This window comes from Christiangramia sp. 3-2217-3z (genome assembly GCF_051195275.1).
Taxonomy (GTDB): domain Bacteria; phylum Bacteroidota; class Bacteroidia; order Flavobacteriales; family Flavobacteriaceae; genus Christiangramia; species Christiangramia marina.
The window spans coordinates 74,982-96,878 of the sequence record NZ_JBNJLI010000003.1 but is presented as its reverse complement, the minus strand read 5'-3'; the positions used below and the strand labels follow the sequence as shown (position 1 = coordinate 96,878).

At 39.0% G+C, this 21,897-nt stretch carries 16 protein-coding genes and 1 tRNA gene; 11 read left to right on the top strand and 6 right to left on the bottom strand.

The genetic code is table 11. The features are described 5' to 3' along the window. Positions 1 to 27 precede the first annotated feature (27 nt). The 7 genes from ACSHZO_RS06325 (at position 28) to ACSHZO_RS06295 (ending at position 8,511) form a co-directional block, all read left to right on the top strand. On the top strand, positions 28 to 1,944 hold the full coding sequence (locus tag ACSHZO_RS06325) for an ABC-F family ATP-binding cassette domain-containing protein (protein ID WP_298246712.1): 1,917 nt from the start codon (positions 28 to 30) through the stop codon (positions 1,942 to 1,944). Positions 1,945 to 1,994: 50 nt separating this feature from the next. Continuing rightward, positions 1,995 to 3,167, top strand: coding sequence for an efflux RND transporter periplasmic adaptor subunit (locus tag ACSHZO_RS06320; protein WP_298246711.1), 1,173 nt, complete (start codon positions 1,995 to 1,997; stop codon positions 3,165 to 3,167). Continuing rightward, the gene (locus ACSHZO_RS06315) at positions 3,164 to 6,397 is read left to right on the top strand and encodes an efflux RND transporter permease subunit (protein WP_298246710.1); all 3,234 of its coding nucleotides are present in this window, start codon (positions 3,164 to 3,166) and stop codon (positions 6,395 to 6,397) included. The genes ACSHZO_RS06320 and ACSHZO_RS06315 overlap by 4 nt, the downstream gene beginning before the upstream one ends. Positions 6,398 to 6,430: 33 nt before the next feature. Beyond that, positions 6,431 to 7,774: a TolC family protein gene (locus ACSHZO_RS06310; RefSeq protein ID WP_298246709.1), complete on the top strand. Its 1,344-nt coding sequence runs from the start codon at positions 6,431 to 6,433 to the stop codon at positions 7,772 to 7,774. Positions 7,775 to 7,777: 3 nt separating this feature from the next. After that, a complete protein-coding gene (locus ACSHZO_RS06305; RefSeq protein WP_298246708.1) occupies positions 7,778 to 7,960 on the top strand; it encodes a CPXCG motif-containing cysteine-rich protein in 183 nt (60 codons plus the stop codon). A gap of 67 nt (positions 7,961 to 8,027) precedes the next feature. Beyond that, the gene (locus tag ACSHZO_RS06300; protein WP_295182588.1) at positions 8,028 to 8,381 is read left to right on the top strand and encodes an STAS/SEC14 domain-containing protein; all 354 of its coding nucleotides are present in this window, start codon (positions 8,028 to 8,030) and stop codon (positions 8,379 to 8,381) included. Positions 8,382 to 8,438: 57 nt separating this feature from the next. Continuing rightward, positions 8,439 to 8,511: transfer RNA gene (locus tag ACSHZO_RS06295), tRNA-Met, on the top strand. Between the two features lie 61 nt (positions 8,512 to 8,572). Here ACSHZO_RS06295 and ACSHZO_RS06290 read toward each other — a convergent pair. Next, entirely contained in the window at positions 8,573 to 9,166 is a 594-nt protein-coding gene (locus tag ACSHZO_RS06290) for an NAD(P)H-dependent oxidoreductase (RefSeq protein ID WP_298246707.1), read from the bottom strand. A 94-nt stretch (positions 9,167 to 9,260) separates the two neighbouring features. Between ACSHZO_RS06290 and ACSHZO_RS06285 the strand changes: the two genes are divergently transcribed. After that, on the top strand, positions 9,261 to 10,166 hold the full coding sequence (locus ACSHZO_RS06285; RefSeq protein WP_298246706.1) for a LysR family transcriptional regulator: 906 nt from the start codon (positions 9,261 to 9,263) through the stop codon (positions 10,164 to 10,166). 228 nt (positions 10,167 to 10,394) lie between these two features. Here the strand turns inward: ACSHZO_RS06285 and ACSHZO_RS06280 are convergent, their stop codons facing one another. The 3 genes from ACSHZO_RS06280 to ACSHZO_RS06270 all read right to left on the bottom strand — a co-directional run bounded on the left by ACSHZO_RS06280 (position 10,395) and on the right by ACSHZO_RS06270 (position 11,851). Beyond that, positions 10,395 to 10,940: a lipid-binding SYLF domain-containing protein gene (locus ACSHZO_RS06280; RefSeq protein WP_295179707.1), complete on the bottom strand. Its 546-nt coding sequence runs from the start codon at positions 10,938 to 10,940 to the stop codon at positions 10,395 to 10,397. A gap of 312 nt (positions 10,941 to 11,252) precedes the next feature. Continuing rightward, positions 11,253 to 11,447 carry a helix-turn-helix transcriptional regulator gene (locus ACSHZO_RS06275; RefSeq protein WP_295179705.1) on the bottom strand — a complete coding sequence of 65 codons (195 nt, stop codon included), beginning with the start codon at positions 11,445 to 11,447 and terminating at the stop codon, positions 11,253 to 11,255. Continuing rightward, positions 11,444 to 11,851 (bottom strand): hypothetical protein, encoded by a 408-nt coding sequence (locus ACSHZO_RS06270; protein WP_298246705.1) that lies wholly within the window; start codon positions 11,849 to 11,851, stop codon positions 11,444 to 11,446. The genes ACSHZO_RS06275 and ACSHZO_RS06270 overlap by 4 nt, the downstream gene beginning before the upstream one ends. Positions 11,852 to 12,045: 194 nt before the next feature. On the opposite strand from ACSHZO_RS06270, the gene ACSHZO_RS06265 reads away from it, so the two are divergent. The 3 genes from ACSHZO_RS06265 to ACSHZO_RS06255 all read left to right on the top strand — a co-directional run bounded on the left by ACSHZO_RS06265 (position 12,046) and on the right by ACSHZO_RS06255 (position 17,310). Then, the gene (locus ACSHZO_RS06265) at positions 12,046 to 12,681 is read left to right on the top strand and encodes a DUF4403 family protein (RefSeq protein WP_298246704.1); all 636 of its coding nucleotides are present in this window, start codon (positions 12,046 to 12,048) and stop codon (positions 12,679 to 12,681) included. A gap of 1 nt (position 12,682) precedes the next feature. After that, positions 12,683 to 13,324 carry a deoxyribose-phosphate aldolase gene (deoC, locus tag ACSHZO_RS06260; protein ID WP_298246703.1) on the top strand — a complete coding sequence of 214 codons (642 nt, stop codon included), beginning with the start codon at positions 12,683 to 12,685 and terminating at the stop codon, positions 13,322 to 13,324. A gap of 155 nt (positions 13,325 to 13,479) precedes the next feature. Next, entirely contained in the window at positions 13,480 to 17,310 is a 3,831-nt protein-coding gene (locus tag ACSHZO_RS06255; protein ID WP_298246702.1) for a triple tyrosine motif-containing protein, read from the top strand. Between the two features lie 71 nt (positions 17,311 to 17,381). Here the strand turns inward: ACSHZO_RS06255 and ACSHZO_RS06250 are convergent, their stop codons facing one another. Beyond that, the gene (locus ACSHZO_RS06250) at positions 17,382 to 19,781 is read right to left on the bottom strand and encodes a glycoside hydrolase family 31 protein (RefSeq protein ID WP_298246701.1); all 2,400 of its coding nucleotides are present in this window, start codon (positions 19,779 to 19,781) and stop codon (positions 17,382 to 17,384) included. Positions 19,782 to 19,844: 63 nt separating this feature from the next. Next, positions 19,845 to 21,752, bottom strand: coding sequence for a 1,4-alpha-glucan branching protein GlgB (gene glgB / locus ACSHZO_RS06245; RefSeq protein ID WP_298246700.1), 1,908 nt, complete (start codon positions 21,750 to 21,752; stop codon positions 19,845 to 19,847). Positions 21,753 to 21,897: the final 145 nt, after the last annotated feature.

Below are 21,897 nucleotides of genomic sequence, written 5' to 3'. Positions count from 1 at the left end.
GAATTCTAAAGTTACAATTGTTACAAAATGCTCAATATTCATAATTTATCAGTATCGTTCCAGGGTGAATATCTCTTTAAAGAGGTAAGTTTTAGACTAGGTGCAGGAGATCGGGTAGGTCTTATTGGAAAGAACGGGGCTGGGAAATCCACCATGTTAAAGATCATTTCTGGAGAACAGGAATATGATACCGGGCAGATCGCTAAGGATAAAGAACTTAGAATTGGTTTTTTAAAGCAGGATCTGGAATTTGAACAGGGAAGAACAGTGATCGATGAAGCTCACCAGGCATTTGCAGAAATTAAGCAGCTGGAAGCGAAAATGGAGCATATCAATGAACAACTTGCTACCAGAACAGATTACGAAAGTGATTCCTATAGTCAATTGATTGAAGATCTCAGTGAGATCACTCACCAGTATGAGATCATTGGTGGTTATAATTATGAGGGTGAAACTGAAAAGGTATTGCAGGGACTTGGTTTCCAACGGGAAGATTTTGAGAAACTAACCCAGACTTTTTCCGGTGGATGGAGAATGCGTATTGAACTGGCTAAACTTCTACTACAGAGTAATGATATTTTGCTATTAGATGAGCCTACCAACCACCTTGATATCGAAAGTATCATCTGGCTGGAAAGTTTTCTGAATAATTATACCGGTTGTGTGATGCTGGTATCTCACGATAAAATGTTTTTGAATAATGTGACCAATAGAAGTATTGAAATCTCCCTGGGACACATCTATGATTACCGAAAGCCTTATTCTGAATTTATAGAATTCAGAAAAGAATTACGGGAGCAGCAACTTGCAGCTCAGAAGAATCAGCAGAAGGAAATTGAGAATACAGAAAAACTGATCGATAAATTTAGGGCTAAAGCCAGTAAGGCTTCCATGGCTCAATCACTTATCAAAAGGCTTGATAAAATAGATCGTATTGAAGTTGATGAAGATGATAATTCAGTAATGAGCGTAAATTTTCCGGTTTCGGTAACCCCGGGGAAGGTTGTTATTGAGGCAGAGAATCTTCAGAAGTTTTACGGAGATAAGCAGATTCTAAAAGATGTTGAACTACTTATTGAAAGACAAAGTAAGATCGCATTTGTGGGTCAGAATGGACAGGGAAAAACAACACTGGCAAAGATCATCATAGGTGAAATATCACATAAAGGAACTTTAAAACTTGGCCACAATGTACAACTTGGATACTTTGCCCAGAACCAAGCCGAATATCTAGATGGGGAAAAGACCGTGTTGGCAACTATGGAAGATGCTTCCAATGAAACAAACCGCACGAAAGTAAGAGATATGCTTGGTGCATTTCTTTTTAGAGGAGATGAAGTTGAAAAGAAAGTAAAAGTGCTTTCCGGTGGAGAAAGAAACAGGCTCGCCTTGTGTAAAATGTTGCTGGAACCATTCAATGTTCTGGTAATGGATGAGCCTACGAATCACTTAGATATAAAATCCAAGAACGTATTGAAGGATGCCTTGAAGAATTTCGAAGGTACCCTGATCATCGTTTCTCACGACAGGGACTTTTTGCAAGGACTTACAAGTAGAGTTTACGAATTTCGTGATCATAAGATCAGAGAGTATCTTGGGGATCTGGATTATTACCTTGATCAAAGAAAGATGCAGGATATGAGAGCTGTGGAGAAGTCGGATAAAGGCAGAAAAAACAAGCAGGACAAGACCAAAAATAAACAGTCTTCTTTTGAAGATCAGAAAGAGGCAAAAAGACTTAAGAACCAATTGAGCAAAGTAGAAGCAAAGATCACGAAGCTTGAAAAAGATATTAAGTCTAAAGATAAGGAGCTGGCTCAAAATTATGAGAAAACAATCACCAGAACAGATTTTTTGAATAAGTATAACGAATCAAAAAAGAAACTGGAGAATTTGATGAAGGAATGGGAAGAAATTCAATTCAGCCTGGAAGAAATCAGCTAATTAGATTTTTTAATTAAACTATCAGGGCTTAATCGAGTCCAACGACTACCATGGATAAACGCAAGATCATACTTTCTCTACTGGGCGTCGTGCTCATAGTAGGTGCCATTTTTGGGGCAAAGGCTATCATAGACAGCAAAGAACAGCCTAAACCAAATATTCAGAAGACCGTAAAAACGGTATTCGTAGATACGGTTCAAAATTCTTCTATAGCTATAAAGATTCCCGCAAACGGGAACCTGGTAGCGAAAGATCGGGTAGAACTCTACGCAGAAGTTCAGGGGGTGTTTCGCTACAGTTCTCAGGATTTCAAAGCAGGACAGGCATACAAGAAAGGGCAGACGCTTTTGAAGATCGATGCGGCAGAATACGAGGCAAGCGTACAATCGGCCAAAAGTGAACTTTACAACCAGATCACGGCGATCATGCCAGATCTTAGACTGGATTACCCGGAGATCTTTCCGAAGTGGCAGGAATATTTAAATAATCTTGATGTGAACAGCTCTATTCCGCCATTGCCAGAACCGGCTAATGATAAAGAACGCTATTTTATAAGCGGTCGTGGAATTAATTCCGCATATTTTAATATTAAAAATCTAGAGCAGCGACTGGTAAAATACAGGATCACTGCGCCATTTAACGGAGTTCTAACCGAAGCACTGGTTACTGAGGGAACTTTGATTCGAAACGGACAGAAACTGGGAGAATTTATAGATCCCGAGGTTTATGAACTTCAGGTTTCAATAGGAAAACAGTACGCAGATCTCTTAAAGGTTGATGAAAAAGTAAGTCTTACCGATAATAGTGGTAACAGAACTTACGAAGGCAAAGTAAGCCGAATTAATGCAAGGATAGATCAGGCTACACAAACTGTAAATGTTTTTATTGAAGTTGCTGCCGAAGGTTTGAAAGAAGGCATGTACATGCAGGCTAACCTGGATGCAAGAAATGAGGAGAATGCGATCGAAATTGAACGAAGCCTGGTAAACGATCGGAATGAAATTTATACCGTTCGTGATTCCGTATTAAAAACTATGGAGGTGAAGCCGGTATATTTTTCAGATCGCAAAGTGGTGATCAAGGGCGTGCCAGATGGTGAAGTAATCATTACAAGGCAGGTGTCCGGAGCATACAACGGGATGCCGGTAAAGATCGCTGAAGAAAATAATACGGCAGATACTGCAGCTAGTTCTGATTCAAATTCTGAAAGCAAGGTACAATGAGAAGTATCATAAGTTACTTTATAAAGTACCACGTTGCGGTGAATGTGATGATTATCGCATTTGTCATATTTGGAGTTGTGGGAATGTTGCGAATGCAATCTTCCTTTTTCCCATTGATCGAATCTGAGATCATAACCATCAATGTTACCTATCCCGGAGCAGCGCCTGAAGAAATTGAGGAAGGAATTGTTCTTAAAATTGAAGATAACCTCAAAGGCCTGGTGGGAGTAGACCGGGTAACTTCAGTTTCAAGAGAGAATGGTGGTAGCATCACAGTGGAAATTGATTCAGACGAAGATATTGATGTGATGCTTTCCGAAGTGAAGAACGCAGTGGATAGAGTTCCTAATTTTCCGTCGGGTATGGAGCCATTGGTGGTCGCGAAACAGGAAAATATCCGTGAAACTTTTGACTTCTTTGTTAGCGGTGAGGGAGTGGACCTTGCAACTTTAAAGCAAATAGGAAGGCAGATCGAATATGATCTAAGAGCAATGGACGGTCTTTCTCAAATTGAACTGTCTGGATTTCCTGATGAAGAGATCGAAATTGCAGTCGATGAAAATGACCTGCTGGCCTTTAATATAACTTTTACAGAAGTAGCCCAAGCTGTTGCTCAGGCCAATATACTTACCACTGGTGGTAGTATTAAAACACAGGAAGAAGATTTCCTAATTCGTGCTGATAATCGTTCTTACTACGGAAAGGAATTGAATAAGTTGGTGGTAAAGTCACAAGCTGATGGGACTACCGTTACCCTGGAAGATGTGGCTACTATTCGCGACAGGTTTTCAGAAACCCCAAATGCATCTTATATCAATGGACAAATCGCGGTAAGCGTCAATATATCTACGACTAATAATGAGGATCTTATTTCAGCCGCAGAAAAGGTTCGTAATTATGTAGAAGAATTTAACCAGAAAAATGATACGCTAAAGATCATTGTGGAAGATGACCGTAGTATCACGCTAAATCAAAGAACGCAACTGCTAATTGAGAATGGAGCGGTTGGTATTATTTTAGTGCTTCTTTTTCTCTCATTTTTTCTGAATACCAGGCTGGCATTCTGGGTGGCTTTCGGGCTTCCTATCTCCTTCCTGGGGATGTTCATTTTTGCCGCGGGATTTGGGGTCACCATCAACGTACTATCCTTATTCGGGATGATCATCGTGATCGGGATCCTGGTAGATGACGGGATTGTTATTTCAGAAAATATCTACCAGCATTACGAACGAGGTAAAAAGCCGGTGCAGGCGGCCATTGATGGAACAATGGAAGTGTTACCACCGATTCTTTCCGCGATCATTACGACAATACTTGCATTTTCCACATTCCTGTTTTTAGATAGTCGGATTGGAGAATTCTTCGGCGAAGTTAGTACCGTAGTTATTTTGACCCTGGTCGTTTCTTTGGTCGAAGCATTAATTATACTACCAGCGCACATTGCTCATTCGAGGGCTTTAGTTCGGGAAACTGAAGAAGAACAGAAAAAGAAGAAAGGCCTTTCGAGATTATTTCTGAAACTAAGGATCATCAATAAATATGGGGATCAATTGATGGCTTATCTACGGGATAAGCTATACGAACCTGTTATACGCGCTACAGTCGCACACAGGTTTCTAAGTCTCTCTATCCTGATCACACTGTTTATCCTGACAGTAGGTTCTGTAATGGGTGGCGTGGTGAACGTTACTTTATTTCCAAGTATCGCCAGCGACCGGGTAAGTATAGATCTATTGATGCCGGAAGGAACAAATCCTAAGAAGACAGATAGCATTATTTCCATGGTCGAAGATGCTGCATGGAGAGTGAACAAAGATTTTACTGAACGCCAGACCGGAAATAAGCAGGTCGTTAAAAATATTGTTCGCAGAGTTGGACCGGGTAATAACAAAGCATCTTTGAGAGTGAATTTGTTACCGGGAGAAGAACGTGATTTTGGTTCTCCTGAAATTACCAATGCAATTCGGGACGAAGTAGGACAGGTTTACGGAGTCGAACGTTTAACCTTTGGTAGCGGTGGAAACTTTGGCGGAAAGCCGGTTTCTGTATCTCTTTTGGGGAATAACCTGGAGGAACTTGAGCGTGCCAAGGAAGAACTGAAAGAAGCGATGGAAGAGAATTCCACGCTAAAAGATGTAACAGATACAGATCCTGATGGTATCAAAGAGATCACGATAGATCTTAACGAAAATGCATATGCCTTAGGATTAAATCTAAGAGAGGTGATGAGCCAGGTGCGTGCAGGGTTCTTTGGATTACAGGCACAGAGATTTCAGCGTGGGCAGGATGAAATTAGAGTTTGGGTTCGTTACGATCGGGAGAATAGAGAGTCTATCAATGATCTGGATGATATGCGAATTGTAACTCCGGATGGAAACCGGGTGCCGTTTGGTGAGATCGCTACTTATGAAATTAGACGTGGTACAGAATCTATAAGTCACCTGGAAGGACTTCGCGAAATAAGGGTAGAGGCAGATATGGATGATCCGGATGCCAGTTCTACCGATGCTATTGCGAATATTGGAGAAAACGTACTTCCAGATATCTTATCAAAATATCCTAGTGTATCTGTTTCCTATGAGGGGCAGAATCGCGAAGCGGAAAAACTGACTAAATCTGCGGAAAAAGTCTTTCCTATCATTTTGTTTTTGATCTACGCGGTGATTGCCTTTACGTTTAGAAGCTATAGTCAGCCATTATTGCTAATGCTTATGATTCCATTCAGTATCATTGGTGTAGCATGGGGTCATTATATCCATGGTTTTCCTGTGAATATTCTTTCACTATTAGGGATCATTGCACTGGTGGGAATTATGGTAAATGACGGACTTGTTCTTATTGGGAAGTTCAATTCCTATTTGCGGGAAGGCATGCGCTTCGAGAAAGCACTTATTGAAGCCGGAAAATCGCGATTTAGAGCTATTTTCCTTACCTCTTTAACAACCATTGCAGGTATTGCACCATTGCTTCTAGAAAAAAGCAGACAGGCGCAATTTTTAAAGCCTATGGCAATATCTATCGCGTACGGAATTTTTGTAGCAACCTTCTTAACTTTACTGGTGTTGCCATTATTGCTGTCCATTACCAATTCAGGTAAAGCCAGAGCTAAGTGGTTGAAAACCGGAAGTAAAGTGAGTCGTGAATCTGTAGAAAGAGCGATCAAGGAGAAAAATGACGAAGATGAACGACAGAGTGAGATCGACGAGGCGAATAAAAGTCAGAATTACTAGAAGATAATTGAACTTCAGAATAAATAATTTCGAATGACATTAAGAAAATATATCCTAAGCTTTTTGATCGTACTGTTTTGGAGTATGGGGAGCAACGCCCAGGATAGTCTGGATAGCCTGCTCACCAAGCAGGAAGTTATTTCCAGAGCTTTGGATGAGAACTTTGGAATAAGAATCGCTGAGAATAATGTCGAAATTGCCGATAACAATCAGAATATTTTAAATTCTGGCTATTTACCGACACTTACGGGACTCGCCGGAGCAAATTACGACCTGAATGATCGTGTTACAGAACCTGAAAACGGGGAAACGGTAGATCAACGCGGGATCGAAAGCAACCGATATAACGCCTCCATAAATTTAGGCTACACCCTGTTTGATGGCCTGGGACGTTTGTATAATTATAGAAGTCTTCAGGAGCAATATGATCTCTCTCAATTAGAGGCCCGTGAAACTATAGAAAATACTATTCTCCAGATCATGAGTGTGTATTATGAGGTTGCCAGACTTTCAGAAAATATCAATGTTCTTGAGGAAACTCTGGAAATATCTAAGAATCGTGTAACCCGTGCTCAATATCAGTTTGAATATGGGCAGGCGAATAATCTTGTGGTTCTGAATGCGAGGGTAGACGTGAATAACGATAGTATCTCTTTAATAGAAACCGAACAATTGCTGAAGAATACCAAGCGGGATCTAAATGTACTTCTGAATAGAGAAATAACTGCGAACGAATTTTCCGTGGATACTACAGTGACTTTTATAAGTGACCTTGAACTGGATAGCTTTGTTACTGAAGCTGAACTTCATAATGTTTCGCTGCTACAGATCGAGCAAAGTCTGGAAATTAGTGACTACGATATCAAGATTAATAAGAGCGGCTATTTGCCTTCCATAGATCTTACTGGATCTTATGGCTGGAACCTGAACCGAAGTGCTGCAACGGCCTTCTTTCCTGGTAGTACAACAACTACAGATGGACTTGCCGCTGGAGTAAGTTTACGCTGGGATTTGTTTGATGGAGGTTTTAGAAATATTCAAGTTAGAAATTCTAAAATAAGATATCAGAATCAGCAAATTCAGAAAGAACAATTAATCAGTCAGGTTCAACGGGATATCGCGAATTCCCTCGGAAATTACCGTAACAAACTTTTTATTCTGAACGTGCAGCAGGAAAATGTTGAAACGAACCTGAACAACTTTAATCGATCTGAGGAACAATATAAGCTTGGAAGAATTTCCTCGATAGAATTCAGGCAGGCGCAGATCAATTTACTGGATGCCAGGACAAGTCTTAACCTGGCAAAATACGATGCCAAGCTGGCGGAGTTACAGGTTCTGCAACTTACTGGTCAATTACTGAATGTAAATCTTTGATTGATGAACGAACATTTCTTTCAATGTCCTTACTGCTGGGAAGAAGTTTCTGTATTGCTGGATCCTTCTGTTCGGCAACAAACTTATATTGAAGATTGCGAGACCTGTTGTAATCCTATTGAATTTCACATTGAGTTTGAATCTAACGAATTGCAGGTTTTTGAAGCTCGGCCAATCGAACAATAATTCTTTATTTACAGGTAAACCTAATCTATATTTGAGCTATCTTAGTAGTTCACCCTATACATAAATCATGTTAGCAACATTTGATCTAGCCGGTCATGTGATCGGCATCATCGTGAATACAGATCTTACAGATGAACTCCTGGATCAAGTGATCCTGGAGATTAAAGCACGTTTGGAGCAATACGAACAGGTAAATGTCTATTTAGAACTGGAAAAAGGTCATGAAATTAGCTTTAAGGCTTTATTAAAAGGAATAAATTTTAAATATTCCAATGCAGATTTTTTTAATAAATTTGCAATAGTTACTGATAGTATTTGGTTTCAAAAGGCTGTTAATGTGAGTGATATATTTTTGAACGTAGAGGTTAGGACCTACGATATAAAGGATAGACTGGATGCGATCCAATGGATTTCGATATAAAATTTAAAAAAAGTTTGGTTAGAAACTAAAAAACGTCTTATATTTGCCGTCCAATAGCGCGGGATAGAGCAGTAGGTAGCTCGTCGGGCTCATAACCCGAAGGTCACTGGTTCGAGTCCAGTTCCCGCTACTAAGCAAAAAGCCATTCATTCGAATGGCTTTTTTCGTTTATTATCGTCCTTGCGGAAATCTCAACAATCATTAAAGATCTGACTCAGAAATTGATCATATTTTTTCAGTTCTCTGGGAACATCTGCGTTCTTTTCCATATCGTGGAAATGCGTTAAAGCGATAAATTCAAGACCAATAAATTTGTTCATTTTATGAAAAGCGTAAAGTGGTCCTTCATCCACACTCTTTTGGTCGAAAAATTCTCCCTCAAGCTTAAAAGCGTCTTCCGGTGCGTTCCAGCTAGTTGTTAATAGATACTTCTTCCCATGAAGACTTCCTCCGGTTCCATAATTAATAGAAGGATTCTTCCTGCTTCTTCCATCGCTTGTATATATTCCATTTTGATGCCCTGCAGTAAAGACCTTGTCTATGTACTCCTTAAATCCAAAAGGAATCTGAAACCACCATATTGGAGTGTGGTAAATTATAATATCTGCCCATTTATACTTCTCAACTTCTTCTAAATTGTATTTCTTTCCAACTTCAGTCGTTCTAACATCAAAGCCTGGTCTATTCGCGAAATAATTTGTGTTGTTCTGTAATAATGTTTTATTAAAACGGCCGGGAGAATGTGCGAAAGTATGTCCGACGTTTATTACAAAAATGTTCTTCATAGCATTTAATATTATTAGTTCGGGACAAAATTAAAGGCTATTATACTATCATAAAAATAGTATGATTTATACCTTTGTATTAAGATAGTAATAGATGATAAGTATGGAATGGTATCGCACATTCGTAGCGATCTATGAGAAAAGTACCTTAACAAAAGCTGCTGAGGCCTTATTTACAAGTCAGCCAGGGGTAAGCGTTCATTTAAATGCACTGGAATCCTATATAGGTCGTAAACTGTTTAAAAGAACATCGCGTAGAATGATCCCGACAGAAGAAGGTAAACAACTTTACAATTTTGTGCTGGATGCAGTTAAAAGACTTGAAAAGGCTGAACAACATTTCAAGAAAACTTCCCAGGAAGAAGTGCCTTCCATTAATATTGGAATGTGTACTGAAACCTTTCAAACGATACTCGAACCTGAAATTTCAAGTTTAGATTTCAACCTGCTGGCAAAGTTTGGGGATCATCAGGAATTGATTAAAGATCTAAATAATGGCATTCTGGATTTAGTCATAACCCATAAGTTTGATACTAAAAGCTCTCTTGCGACCTATGAAGCATTTACGAAAGAGAATATCGTAATGGTGGCTGGGAAAGGTTCGGAATTAAAAGAGATAAACTCTTTAATCGACAATGAAGGTTTCGGTGAGCTGGAGAAGATATTAAAAAGGCAGACATGGTATAGCGCATCTAATGAGATGGACCACTTTAGACGTTTCTGGTATGAAAACTTTAAAAAGAGGGTAGATTTTAAACCGAACTATATTTTACCAAATATTGGTTCTATTATAAGATCTATAGAGAATAATAAAGGCTTCGCCATAGTGCCTGATTTCCTAATAAATGATTCACTCAGGGACGCTAAGATTCAACTAGTGTGGTCTGGTAAAAAAGAAGTTAGTAATATTCTCTACTTCGCTACTCGAAGTGATCTGAAGCATAAAGAAGAGACCGCAGTTATTAAAGGTATTTTTAGAAGAAAAATGATAAAGTTATAAAAAGGTGATTACAGAATTATCTCAAACTTTAAAGATTATTTTTTTTGGTGATGCAATTTCTATAAATCAATCTACCAAAAATCAGATAGTTCTTTGTGCTGGCATCTTTAGTCCGGCTCCTCATATCTATATAATGTATACAGACTGTAATCGATTCCATCATGAAAAGTCTGAAAACAAAAAAACCGACCCTAAGGTCGGTTTTTAATTATTTTATAATATCTAATATTACATTGCAGTGTATCCAAATCTCTGTCCTGCAACAGATACTCCAACCATCGCACCAGCTTTAGGCATAGTTGCTACAGCCGTACCATCAGTAAATTTGATAGTTTTAGATTTTCCTTTTTCCAGAATTACAGCAGTAGCATTTCCAGATAATTCATAATCTCCTTCTTGGAACTTGTTCAAATCTTCTTCATTTTCGAAGAAAATTACTTCTCGGTAAGCTTTTCCACCAACCTGCAGTCCTACATCAACCTGCTTCAAATTAGCATATCCTACCATTGTTCCGTTTTCGTAGACAATTCCGTTTCCTGAAGCACCACCAATGATATATGCACCTTTTCCAACATTCGGGAAAATTGCATATCCAGCGGAACTTGCAAACAACTCAGCCAAATTAGGTTCTGCTGCGGTCATCGCTGCTTTAGCTTCCGTAGCATCAGCTTTAAGATCGGTCATATCTCCCGTTTTAGTGGATCCACAACTTACTATTCCAATGAATAGCATTAATAATCCGGTCTTTCTTAAGTAAACATTTAAATTTTTCATGACTTATTTTTTTGGTGATTCAAAACTAATCGAATCATATTACAAGTCCTGTTAAGCTCACGTTATTTGGGAATATCTTAAAGCAGAACCTAAACACGATGTTAAAATATGTGCTGTTAATGTAGTTATGCTTGTATTGAAAAATTTTTATAAACTACTAATATATAGTTTAATACAAATATTTAATATTGAATTGAGCTAATAATAAAAGCTATTGAGTTAAGACATGCTCGGTATTCTGGATACTTTAGCTTTTGAATTTAGTTAAAGATTAGGGGCTCGACTTGTAGGGAATCGGCCCCTTTTTTATGTTCAATTTTCAGCTTCGAAAATTTCTTCGATTGTTTTGTCAAACAGGTGTGAGAGTTTGAAAGCTAAAGGTAAACTGGGGTCAAACTTTCCTTTCTCTATAGCATTAATAGTTTGTCTGGATACATTTAGTCTTTTTGCAAGTTCGGCCTGCGTCAAATCATGTTCGGCTCTTAAAATTTTGATTCTGTTTTTCATCGATACCTGTATTGTCCAATTACCACTCCGGTGAAATAGCTTAGCCCAATCACAATTACCAGATGCGAAATTTCAGCATCGAAATTAATAAGGTTTGTAACATCCATTGTGGAGTAACTAATTCCAAGGATAAGCGCAATCCCTAGTGATAAGCCCATTGCTTCAAGGTGAATCTTTCTTTGTAACTCGTCCAGGCTTTCCAGGTGCTTTATGTTCGCGATAATCATTCCAACTCCAATTATTAGATTGATGATTAGAAAAATGGTCGTGATCGTGTTATTGCCTGTCCATAGATAAAGATTTCCAAATACCACCACTGCCAGGGATGTAACCCAAAGTGTGGTCCATAATGCCAAGAGCTTTGTGCGTCCGGTTGTACAGTTTTTACTCGTTGATTTTTCCATGATGTAAAGTTTATTTGACACAAATATAGAAAAAGATTTAATTAGAATGGTTTGTTTTACAAAAAGTATATAAAACCTTACATTCGGTTTTACTTTTTTAGTATTTCAGTCTTGATAAGATTTTGCTAAACTCCGCCTGTATCCATTCTGAAACCTAAGTTTTCTATATCTTCGAATCTCTCAAACTTTCCAAAATGATGACTGATACAAACCGAAATATGTCTGAAGCATACTTTGATATTACCATTCCTATAAAGATTGGTTATCCTGTGCTAAATGATTTTCTAAAGCAGAAACTGGTTGGTGAGATCATCAGCAAAGAGAATGAGCAAGGCGAAAAGTCTAACTATGCCCAGATTCTGGACATTACGATTGAGAAAAGTGACAATCCGGAATACGATTTATGTCTGCCTGTTACGGTGCAAACGCTTACTAGTTTTTTTAAGAACAAGCAGGTTAAATTTTTGTTCTACGCGAGTTTACACCTGGATCGTGAACTGCAAAAAATTGAACTTGTAAATTATGAGATCGATGGTCAGAATAACAACTGGCTTGTAAATCAGGCATTGGAAACTGTTGTGAACAAATGGTTGTACGCTAAATTAAAGGAAAAAATGAATTTTAATTTCATGCCTCAACTGGAAGAGCAAATGAATTACTTGAACAGTAAATTGGAAAATAGGATAGAAGCTAAGGAAGGCATCAATCTTATTGGTTTCCTGGAAGATCTTGAAGTTGCGCAGTTTATGGCTGACGAAAATGACCTTTGGATCTCTATGCGCTTAAAGGCAAATGGTGTGGTTGAAATAGATAAAATTAAACTTCCCTAAGATGAAGCTGAATCACTATATCGATCATACGCTATTAAAACCTGAAGCCAGCCCTCAGGCAATTATAAAACTTTGTCAGGAAGCGATTGATTATGAGTTCTATGCGGTTTGTGTTTCAGGATGTTATGCCTATTTAGCTGCAGAGCAAATTAGACAATCTAATGTAAAGCTAGCCGTTACTATAGGCTTCCCATTGGGTTCTTCAACTTCGGAAGCAAAAGTGCAAGAGGCCAAAATTGCGATTAAACAAGGTGCAGATGAAATCGACATGGTTATGAATATTGGTTTTCTTAAAGCTGGTTTGACTGAAGAAGTAGAAGAGGAAATAAGGTCTGTAAAGTCGGTAATTGGAGAAAAGATTCTCAAAGTCATTCTGGAAACCTGTTATTTAAGCAATTCTGAAATTGTAAAGGCCTGTATGATTTCAGAAAAAGCAGGAGCTGATTTTGTGAAAACTTCTACAGGTTTTGGTACTGCTGGTGCTAGTATCGAACATATAAAGCTTATGAAGCAAAGCATTGGTGGCAATATGAAAATCAAAGCTTCAGGAGGAATTCGAGATAAAGAGACCGCCTTAGAATATGTAAATGCCGGTGCAGACCGCATTGGAACCTCTTCCGGGATTCAGATTGTTTCCGGCTAATGGATTTCATAGGATTTTTCTTACTTCATTTTGTTCATATCGTCTTAATAACTAGGCTTTAAAGTCTTTGTTTACAGAACTTTAATAAGTCGATTTTTACCTAAATTATTCGTGTTTAACTTATAATTTCTGTTGCTTTGATACAATCTAATTTAGTGTTCCGCTTATTCCTTGTTGTTTTTATGGGAATGATCGTGAAGGGTACGGCACAGGTTCATAAATCTCTGCAGGAAGTCAGGATGATCAATAGCTTTACAAATGCTGAAAAAGTCCATATTCAGCAGGCTAACGGTGATCATCTCTGGATCACAACGCCATTAAAAGTTATTCGATATAACTCTGCGGAAGTAGAGGATTACAATAAATTTCGGGGTATTCCATCTGAAATTGGGAAACAATATCGTGCTACTTTAACAGATTCCAGAGGACAGGTATGGCTTACCGGAGACAAAGGTCTGGCTGTTCTCGAGAGTGGAAAGCAGGATTTTAGATTTGTAAGTTCCATGCCCGGGAAGGTCTATGAGATGCTGGAAGACCCGGCGGGTCAGTTATGGCTGGCTGCAGAGAACGGTATTTTCAAGCTGAACGTCGATTCTAAAGCTAAGGATTTCGGACTTTCAAGATTTCTTTCTGAAAATACTCAGGCAACCACATCTACTATCTTTAAGGACGAAATCATTTTTGCCGGGCCAAATGCGGTGATCGCTATTAATAGAAGATCCGGGAAATTCAGACGCCTAAAAACTTCATATTACGAAAATCTGGAGTTCACGGCACTTCTATCACTCGGTAATAAGTTGTTGTTGGCTACCAATAGAAAGGGGATGTTCGAATTCGATGCACAACTAGATAGATTTCAGAAGATCTACAGGTTGCCTTTCGATCTTACCAGAGGTCATATAACAGATTTACTAAAAACCAACGATAAGGTCATTGCCCTGACCCGTGAGAATGGGGTATATAAATTCGATGAGGAACTAAAATTTATTAAAAAAGAGGAAAGCTTTCCGAAGCAATTATTTGCAGCCCAGTTAAATGATAAAAACTTGCTCTGGTTAGTTGGAAATGACGGGCTCTATCTAAAAAATCTATCTTCAGAATCCATATGGCAATTGCACCATGATCCTGCGAAATATTCAAGTCTGGCAGGCAATAGGTTAAGTGCCATGGCCACAGATTCTCGTGGACATGTTTGGTTTGGAACCAGTGAAGGCCTGAGCATCTGGAACCCTAAGACCGATCGCTATAGTCATATCAAAAATTTAAACTACAAAAAAGCCCGGCAAAATCCAGATAAGATAACTTCTATTTCTGCTAACGAGCAGTATGTATGGGTTGCGACCGGTGAAGATGGTGTGTATAAGATAAATATCAATACACTTCTTAGAGCTCATTATGCACCCACCGCACTTTACAAAACAGAGGTTCTGGAAGCGAATGCCCTATTTATTGATTCTTCTGAAAATACTTGGATTGGCGGAGAAACAGGTTATTTGACAAGAATAAGTACTTCCAATGAGATCAAAACCTTTCCTTTAAAAGAAGTCCAGGCAATTGCAGAACTCGGACCCAGAAAACTGATTGTAGCTACCAGGAATCGTGTTCATTCCATAGATCCCATTAGTGGTCGTATTAGCGATCTTGATATGCTTACTGCCAGCGAAACCATGCATTATTACGCCATCAACCAATTGTATATCACTCAGGAGGGCATAGGTCTCTTTGCAACAGAAGGCACAGGTTTAATCTCGTATAATTTTGAAACGGAAGCTTTAGAGATCTTTGATGAAGATTTTGGTTTACCGTCTAATAATGTGGAAGGAGTGATCGTGGAGGATGAAAATTACTGGATATCTACAGATGAAGGTCTTGCAAGTTATGATCCAAAAGAAAAGAACCTTAGAGTATTCAGCGAATTAAACGGACTTACAACTTCTGAACTAACTACAGGTTTTACTAAAATGACGAACGGTTCCCTTGTCCTGGGGACAGCGAAAGGGGTTAATATTTTTAAGCCGAAAAGTATGCTGGCGCAGCAGGAGTTGAAACCTGAAGTGGAATTCAGAACTCTTATGCAAGCTTCAGTTCGTAATGAAAAGCAAAGAAGGATCTCGTTACTAAGTGGTTCGATCATCGAAGTAAAAGAAAATACAGGTTTCCAGGTAGCCTTCCAGGGATTATCATTCTGGTCTCCAGATGAATTGCTCTATAGCTGGAGAATGCAGGGAATCGAAGATGAATGGTCCAAACCTTCAAAAGTGAATTCAGCGAGCTATGCCAGTCTGCCTCCGGGAAAATACATGTTCGAAGTAAGGTCAAAACTACCAAATTCCAGTTGGTCTGAAGTTAAACAGATTCCCGTAGAAGTCGCAGCAGTTTCAGGAGGAATTGGAGTGGTGTATCTATTTATGGGCATTGGAATTATAGCGGCTGTGATTATATTTGCATATGTATTCGTACTTCGTTCCAGAAATGCCGACAGGCAGGCCAAGGAAGAACTTAGAGCAAAACTGCAACAGGAGTTTCAGAAACCTGTAGAAAGCGCGGTACAATCCTTAAGTAAAATATCAGCTTCAAAAGATGCGGATAATCAAGAGGATCTACTGCGATACGCTGCAAGGTTTGATGATCTTTTCAACCAGATCCTGAATTTTAATTATGAAGAATCTGTTTATGAAATTTCCAGTATAAAATTAAACGCACATCTTCCAGAGGTGGTAAATGAGATCGAACCGGTCTACAAATTGAAAGATCTCGACTTGATCATTAATAACCATTGGGGAGAAGAACCTTTTTATTACAATATGGAGATACTGGATAAGATCTTCTTTAGTTTGATATCGGGCAGTGCAGGGTATTCGGTAAAAAATGGAAAGATCATTCTAAATCTTATTCGAACTGGTGCTGGAGATCTGAAAGTTCAGATCACAGATACCGGAAAAGGCATTCCTGCGCAGGATATTAAGGTGCTGGAAAAGAAGCGCGGTCTGGATCAACGAATGAAGTTTAGAGATAAGAGCGGACTTCGTTATATCCTTAAGGCTATGGAACTCATTAATAAAGCTGGTGGAAGCTTCAATTTTGAAACGCAAAGTAATGAAGGTTCAACATATACTGCCGTATTAAAGAACAGGCAGGAAGATTATCGCAGGGTACCCGAACGTGCTGCCGGAATCCTTCAGTCTAAAAACACTCAGAAGGCAATTGCTAAATCCCTTCCGGAGGAAATTGAAAATCTTAGTGGCAGTAAGATATTGATCATTGATTCTGAAACTTCCTCCAGGGAACTACTGGCGAATTTAATTGGTCAACATTGCCAGGTTTATCAGGCGGCAACGGCTGAAGAAGGCATTGAAAAAGCAAGTATGATCTTCCCAGATATCATTATTGCAGCGAGTATGCTGTCAGATATGAACACTATTCAGCTATCTAAAATGCTTAGGCGTAATCCTGCTCTCAACCATATCGATATATTCATGATCACAAATGAGGGACAGCAATTTGATACGGATCAGGTAGCTGAAATTACAGAACTTATCAGTGAACCTTTGAATATGACATTATTGATGAATAAGATCGCTTCAACCTTGAAAAGTCAGCAGGAATTTCGAGAAGGCTTCATCAAAAGTCATTTGCAAAATATTGACATAGTATACAGGTCTGATCGTGATAGGAAATTTATTCAGGAATCAAAACAGACTATCCTTGATAATATTGAAAAAGACAATTTCACTGTGCACGATCTTAGCGCATCCTTAGGTATTTCGAGTAATACACTGTTCATGAAACTTAAAAGTCTGGTGAACCTTTCGCCTCAGGAATTTATAGAGTTTGTCCATGCAGAATACGGAAGAGAATTGCTGAACGATGGTGATTTTAATACCATGGAGGTTGCATACAAAGCAGGTTTTTCCAGTCCAAAACGCCTTCAGGAAAGTCTGAAGAAGTTCTACGGAAAGGATTATAACTCTATCTTAGAACGGTAGTTTCCAGTGTTCATTCCACAAAAAAAAGCCTGTTCGTCAAGAACAGGCTTTTTACTTTCTAATAATAGTAATTATCCTACCAGTTGTAGTTCACTAAAATCCTTCTTTATGATCATGCTTTTTTCTTCAGCATTGTATTGAAGTGTCTCTAACGGCACTTCTTCATTTTCGTAGAATACTCGTCTAATTTCAAATGGAAGACCGTGTAGATTCAGTTTAAAGGTGTCATAGGAAGCTGAGAACTTTCCGCTTTTATGCTGCTGGATGATCACCTCATCTTCTTTACCTGTTAGCTTAAATGTACGAAGGCTATAAATGTTCTGGCGGTATTCATAACCATCGTGCGCATCTTCATAAAATTCAGAATTCTCTTTTCCTAGTTTGTAATATACATCAAGCGTCATTTGTTCAATCTCTACCTGATCTACATATTGCTGGATCGGGTATTTAGGAATAATTGCTCCGGCCTTGATAAATATCGGTACGATATCCAGTGGCGCGTCAACCCAAATTTCCTTACCACCATTTACAAGGTTATCGCTCCAGAAGTTGTACCACTGGCCTTTTGGAATATACATTCTTCGTCCCTGTACATTTGGTTCCTGAATTGGGCACACCAGGATCTGGTTTCCGAAGATAAATTCATCAGATCTATAGTGTGTTTGCACATCTTCCTGGTCAAAATAAACCAGCGGTTTTAAAATTGGCTGCCCTTCCTGTACGTAATTATAGAACGCCGTATACAAATATGGCAATAGCTGATAACGCAATTCTACGAACTTCCTGCTAATGTCCAGTACGTCCTCTCCAAAGAACCATGGTTCCTGTTCGCCATGATCTCCCGAGGAATGAACACGGCAGAAAGGATGAAATATTCCTAGTTGTATCCATCTGGTATAAAGTTCTCCGGAAGGCTGCTCGGCAAAACCACCAATATCAGATCCGGCAAAGCTCATTCCACTCATACAAAGTCGTTGTATCTGGACATTTGCAAGCCATAAATGTTCCCAGGTAGCGACATTGTCACCAGTCCAGGTTGAAGTATAGCGCTGTCCTCCAGAATAATTAGCCCTGGTAATAATAAACGGCCGCTTCGGGAAATTGAACTTTTTAACTCCTTCATAGGTGGCTCTCGCCATCTGCATTCCGTAGATATTATGAGCTTTTCTATGGCTACATGCATGACCATCATAATCATGTCTAACATCCAGCGGGAAAGTTTTTCCTGGAACCTCCATCACTGCTGGTTCGTTCATATCGTTCCAGACTCCTTTTACTCCAATTTCACCAATAAGTTCTCTGTACAAACCGCTCCACCATTCACGTACATCGGGATTGGTGAAATCTGGAAAGTAACATTCCCCCGGCCAGACCTTACCTCGCATGTATGGTCCATCTGCACGGCGGCAGAAATAGTCTTTGTCCAAAGCTTCTTTAAAAACATCATAGCTCAGGTCTATTTTGATACCGGGATCGATGATGGCAACGGTCTTAAATCCATCTTCTTCCAGTTCACGAACCATTCGTTTAGGATCTGGAAAAAATTCCTTGTTCCAAGTAAAGCAACGGAAGCCTTCCATATAGTCAATATCCAGGTAGATCGCATCACAAGGAAAATTCAATTCCCGGAATTTTGAAGTGATCTCCTTAACCTTGCTTTCAGGGTAATAACTCCATTTGCACTGGTGAAATCCCAGTGCCCACATTGGTGGTAATTCTGGTTTACCGGTAAGATCTGTATACGTTGTGAGGACATCGGTCATTTGAGGACCGTAAATGAAGTAATAATTCATCTCCCCGCCATCTGCCCAGAAGCTGGTTACGTTTCGTCGTTCACTACAAAAATCAAAATGGGTTTTAAATGTATTGTCGAAAAAGATTCCGTAGGAAATATTCTGTTGAAGCCCCATGTAGAAAGGAACCGCTTTATAAAGTTCGTTAGTATCCTTTCCGTAAGCATATTGATCTGTATTCCAGAGGCTCAGTCTTTTACCCTTTAAATTGAAGTTGGTTGGCTTGTCCCCAAGTCCGAAAAAACTTTCCTGGTCTTTCGAAGATTTGCTCATTTTGACAAAATTCCCTCCAAACTCGAAGCTTTCTTCCCAATGGAACCCAAGTTCGTCTTCCAGAATGATCTTACCGCTATGTTCGTACATCCCTACACGCAGATCGTCCTTGGCAACTTTACAAATGAACTTTTCAGTCTTTACAACAACATGTGTGTCCTCTTCTGAAATTTCCAGGTGGTTAAAACCATGAGGATGATTTTGATCTACTGCATATGAAAAGTCGTGCTCAAAAATACCATTGGTGGTATATCGAAATCGCATCATATTGTCCCGAAGGATCGTTAGTTGTAGCCTTACGCCATTTTTAGTGATAAAATTGACGGTATCCTGATCGTGTTCGTAAGAAATTAGGCCGGTAGGGTATAGATTTCCCTTTTGTTCAAGTTCTGTATTTGTAATCATTTTTCTTAGCTTCTAATTATTCCGGCAACCAAAATTTGCAACCAGAGTATGTTTTTTTTGATATTATGCAAGTTTAAATACCACTGTTGCAAGTGGAGGAATAGTAATTTTTGCTGAAAATTTTTTCCCGTGAAAAGCTTCTTTTTCGATTTTAATAGCATTATTCGTTACTCCAGATCCTCCGTATTTCGTATCATCTGAATTAAAAATCTCTTTTAGTTTTCCCTTCTTCGGAAGACCAATGGAATATTCTTTCAATACAGTGGGAGTGAAATTACAGACAACTGCCAGTATTTCTTTTTCTGAAGTTCCCTTTCTCAAGTAACTGATCACCGAATTCTGATTATCATCAAATGAGATCCATTCAAATCCTTCTTCACTGAATTGGTTATCGTATAATGCAGGCTGTTTTTTATAAAGTATATTGAGGTCGGTAAGTGCCTTCTTAATACCATTATGAGAATCCTGTTCCAGCAAATGCCAGTCCAAGCTGGTATTGTAGTTCCATTCTGCATACTGTCCCAGCTCAGCTCCCATAAATAAAAGTTTCGCACCTGGATGTGTATACATATAACTATACATCAATCTCAAATTTGCGAAACGCTGCCAGTCGTCACCCGGCATTCTGCCAAGCAATGATTTTTTTCCGTAGACAACTTCATCGTGACTTAAAGGCAATACGAAGTTCTCAGTAAATGTATAGGTCATACTGAAGGTGATATCATTTTGATGATACCTGCGATGAATAGGATCTTTTTTGAAATATTCCAGGGTATCGTGCATCCAGCCCATCATCCATTTCATTCCAAAACCTAAACCTCCATGGCTTACCGGCCTGGAAACTTTAGGAAATGAGGTGGATTCTTCAGCAATTGTTTGTACTCCCTGGAAACTGCTATATACTTCAGTATTAAGATCTTTTATAAAACTAATGGCATCGAGGTTTTCTCTTCCGCCTTCAGCATTAGGTTCCCATTCACCATCTTCTCTTGAATAATCCAGGTATAACATGGAAGCTACGGCGTCTACTCGAAGACCGTCGATATGGTATTTATCCAACCAGAAAACTGCGTTACTTATCAAAAAGGACCGCACTTCATTTCTGCCATAATTAAAAATGAGACTTTTCCAGTCCTGGTGATAGCCTTTGCGTGGATCTGGATGTTCGTAAAGATGTGAACCATCAAATTTGCCAAGACCATGTTTGTCTTCTGGAAAATGTGAAGGCACCCAATCCAGAATGACTCCAATGCCAGCTTTGTGAAAGGCATCCAGCAGTTGCATGAATTCCTGGGGATCGCCAAACCTGGAGGTGGGAGCAAAGTATCCTGTTAATTGATAGCCCCAGCTCGGGTCATAAGGGAATTCCATTATTGGCATGAATTCTACATGCGTGAACTCCATTTCCTTTACATAACTTACCAACTCATCTGCCATTTCAAGGTAAGTAAGAGAACGGTTTTCGAGGGTATTCTTTCTCCAGGAGCCAAGATGGACTTCATAAACAGAATAAGGCTTATCCAAGGCATTCACCTCTTCACGACGGGACATGAATTTCTTATCCTTCCATTTGTAATCCAGATCCCAGACAATAGAAGCCGTATTTGGTGGATGTTCACATCTTAAAGCGTAAGGATCAGCCTTTTCAAGAATTTCTCCATTGTTATTAGATACAATTCTGAATTTATATTTATCTCCTTTCTTAGCACCCGGAATAAAACCCTCCCAGATGCCACTCTCATCCCAGCGTACATTTAGAGGATGGTCATCAATATTCCAGTAATTAAAATCACCAATTACGGAAACCAACTTTGCCGAGGGAGCCCAGACAGAAAAGTAAACTCCGTCCTGTCCTTCATGAGTTATTAAATGAGCACCGAACTTTTCGTACAGTCTGTAATGTTTACCCGATCTAAAAAGTGAAATGTCAAATTCTGTAAATAATGAGTAAACCTGTACTTCCTGTTTCATGCGTCGTTTTTAATTGTATTTACGGTTAAATTTTATTTCTGAAAATTCTCTGTTGAATTAAACCCAGATTTGATTCCTGAAATTACCGATCAGGAAATAAAAATAACAAACTGATATTTAAAAATACCGGCAATCTCAAAGTTGT

Coding starts and splice junctions, on each gene's coding strand:
- ACSHZO_RS06325 (WP_298246712.1), top strand. CDS start 28: ATGCTCAATATTCATAATTTATCAGTATCGTTCCAGGGTGAATATCTC.
- ACSHZO_RS06320 (WP_298246711.1), top strand. CDS start 1,995: ATGGATAAACGCAAGATCATACTTTCTCTACTGGGCGTCGTGCTCATA.
- ACSHZO_RS06315 (WP_298246710.1), top strand. CDS start 3,164: ATGAGAAGTATCATAAGTTACTTTATAAAGTACCACGTTGCGGTGAAT.
- ACSHZO_RS06310 (WP_298246709.1), top strand. CDS start 6,431: ATGACATTAAGAAAATATATCCTAAGCTTTTTGATCGTACTGTTTTGG.
- ACSHZO_RS06305 (WP_298246708.1), top strand. CDS start 7,778: ATGAACGAACATTTCTTTCAATGTCCTTACTGCTGGGAAGAAGTTTCT.
- ACSHZO_RS06300 (WP_295182588.1), top strand. CDS start 8,028: ATGTTAGCAACATTTGATCTAGCCGGTCATGTGATCGGCATCATCGTG.
- ACSHZO_RS06290 (WP_298246707.1), bottom strand. CDS start 9,166: ATGAAGAACATTTTTGTAATAAACGTCGGACATACTTTCGCACATTCT.
- ACSHZO_RS06285 (WP_298246706.1), top strand. CDS start 9,261: ATGATAAGTATGGAATGGTATCGCACATTCGTAGCGATCTATGAGAAA.
- ACSHZO_RS06280 (WP_295179707.1), bottom strand. CDS start 10,940: ATGAAAAATTTAAATGTTTACTTAAGAAAGACCGGATTATTAATGCTA.
- ACSHZO_RS06275 (WP_295179705.1), bottom strand. CDS start 11,447: ATGAAAAACAGAATCAAAATTTTAAGAGCCGAACATGATTTGACGCAG.
- ACSHZO_RS06270 (WP_298246705.1), bottom strand. CDS start 11,851: ATGGAAAAATCAACGAGTAAAAACTGTACAACCGGACGCACAAAGCTC.
- ACSHZO_RS06265 (WP_298246704.1), top strand. CDS start 12,046: ATGATGACTGATACAAACCGAAATATGTCTGAAGCATACTTTGATATT.
- deoC (WP_298246703.1), top strand. CDS start 12,683: ATGAAGCTGAATCACTATATCGATCATACGCTATTAAAACCTGAAGCC.
- ACSHZO_RS06250 (WP_298246701.1), bottom strand. CDS start 19,781: ATGATTACAAATACAGAACTTGAACAAAAGGGAAATCTATACCCTACC.
- glgB (WP_298246700.1), bottom strand. CDS start 21,752: ATGAAACAGGAAGTACAGGTTTACTCATTATTTACAGAATTTGACATT.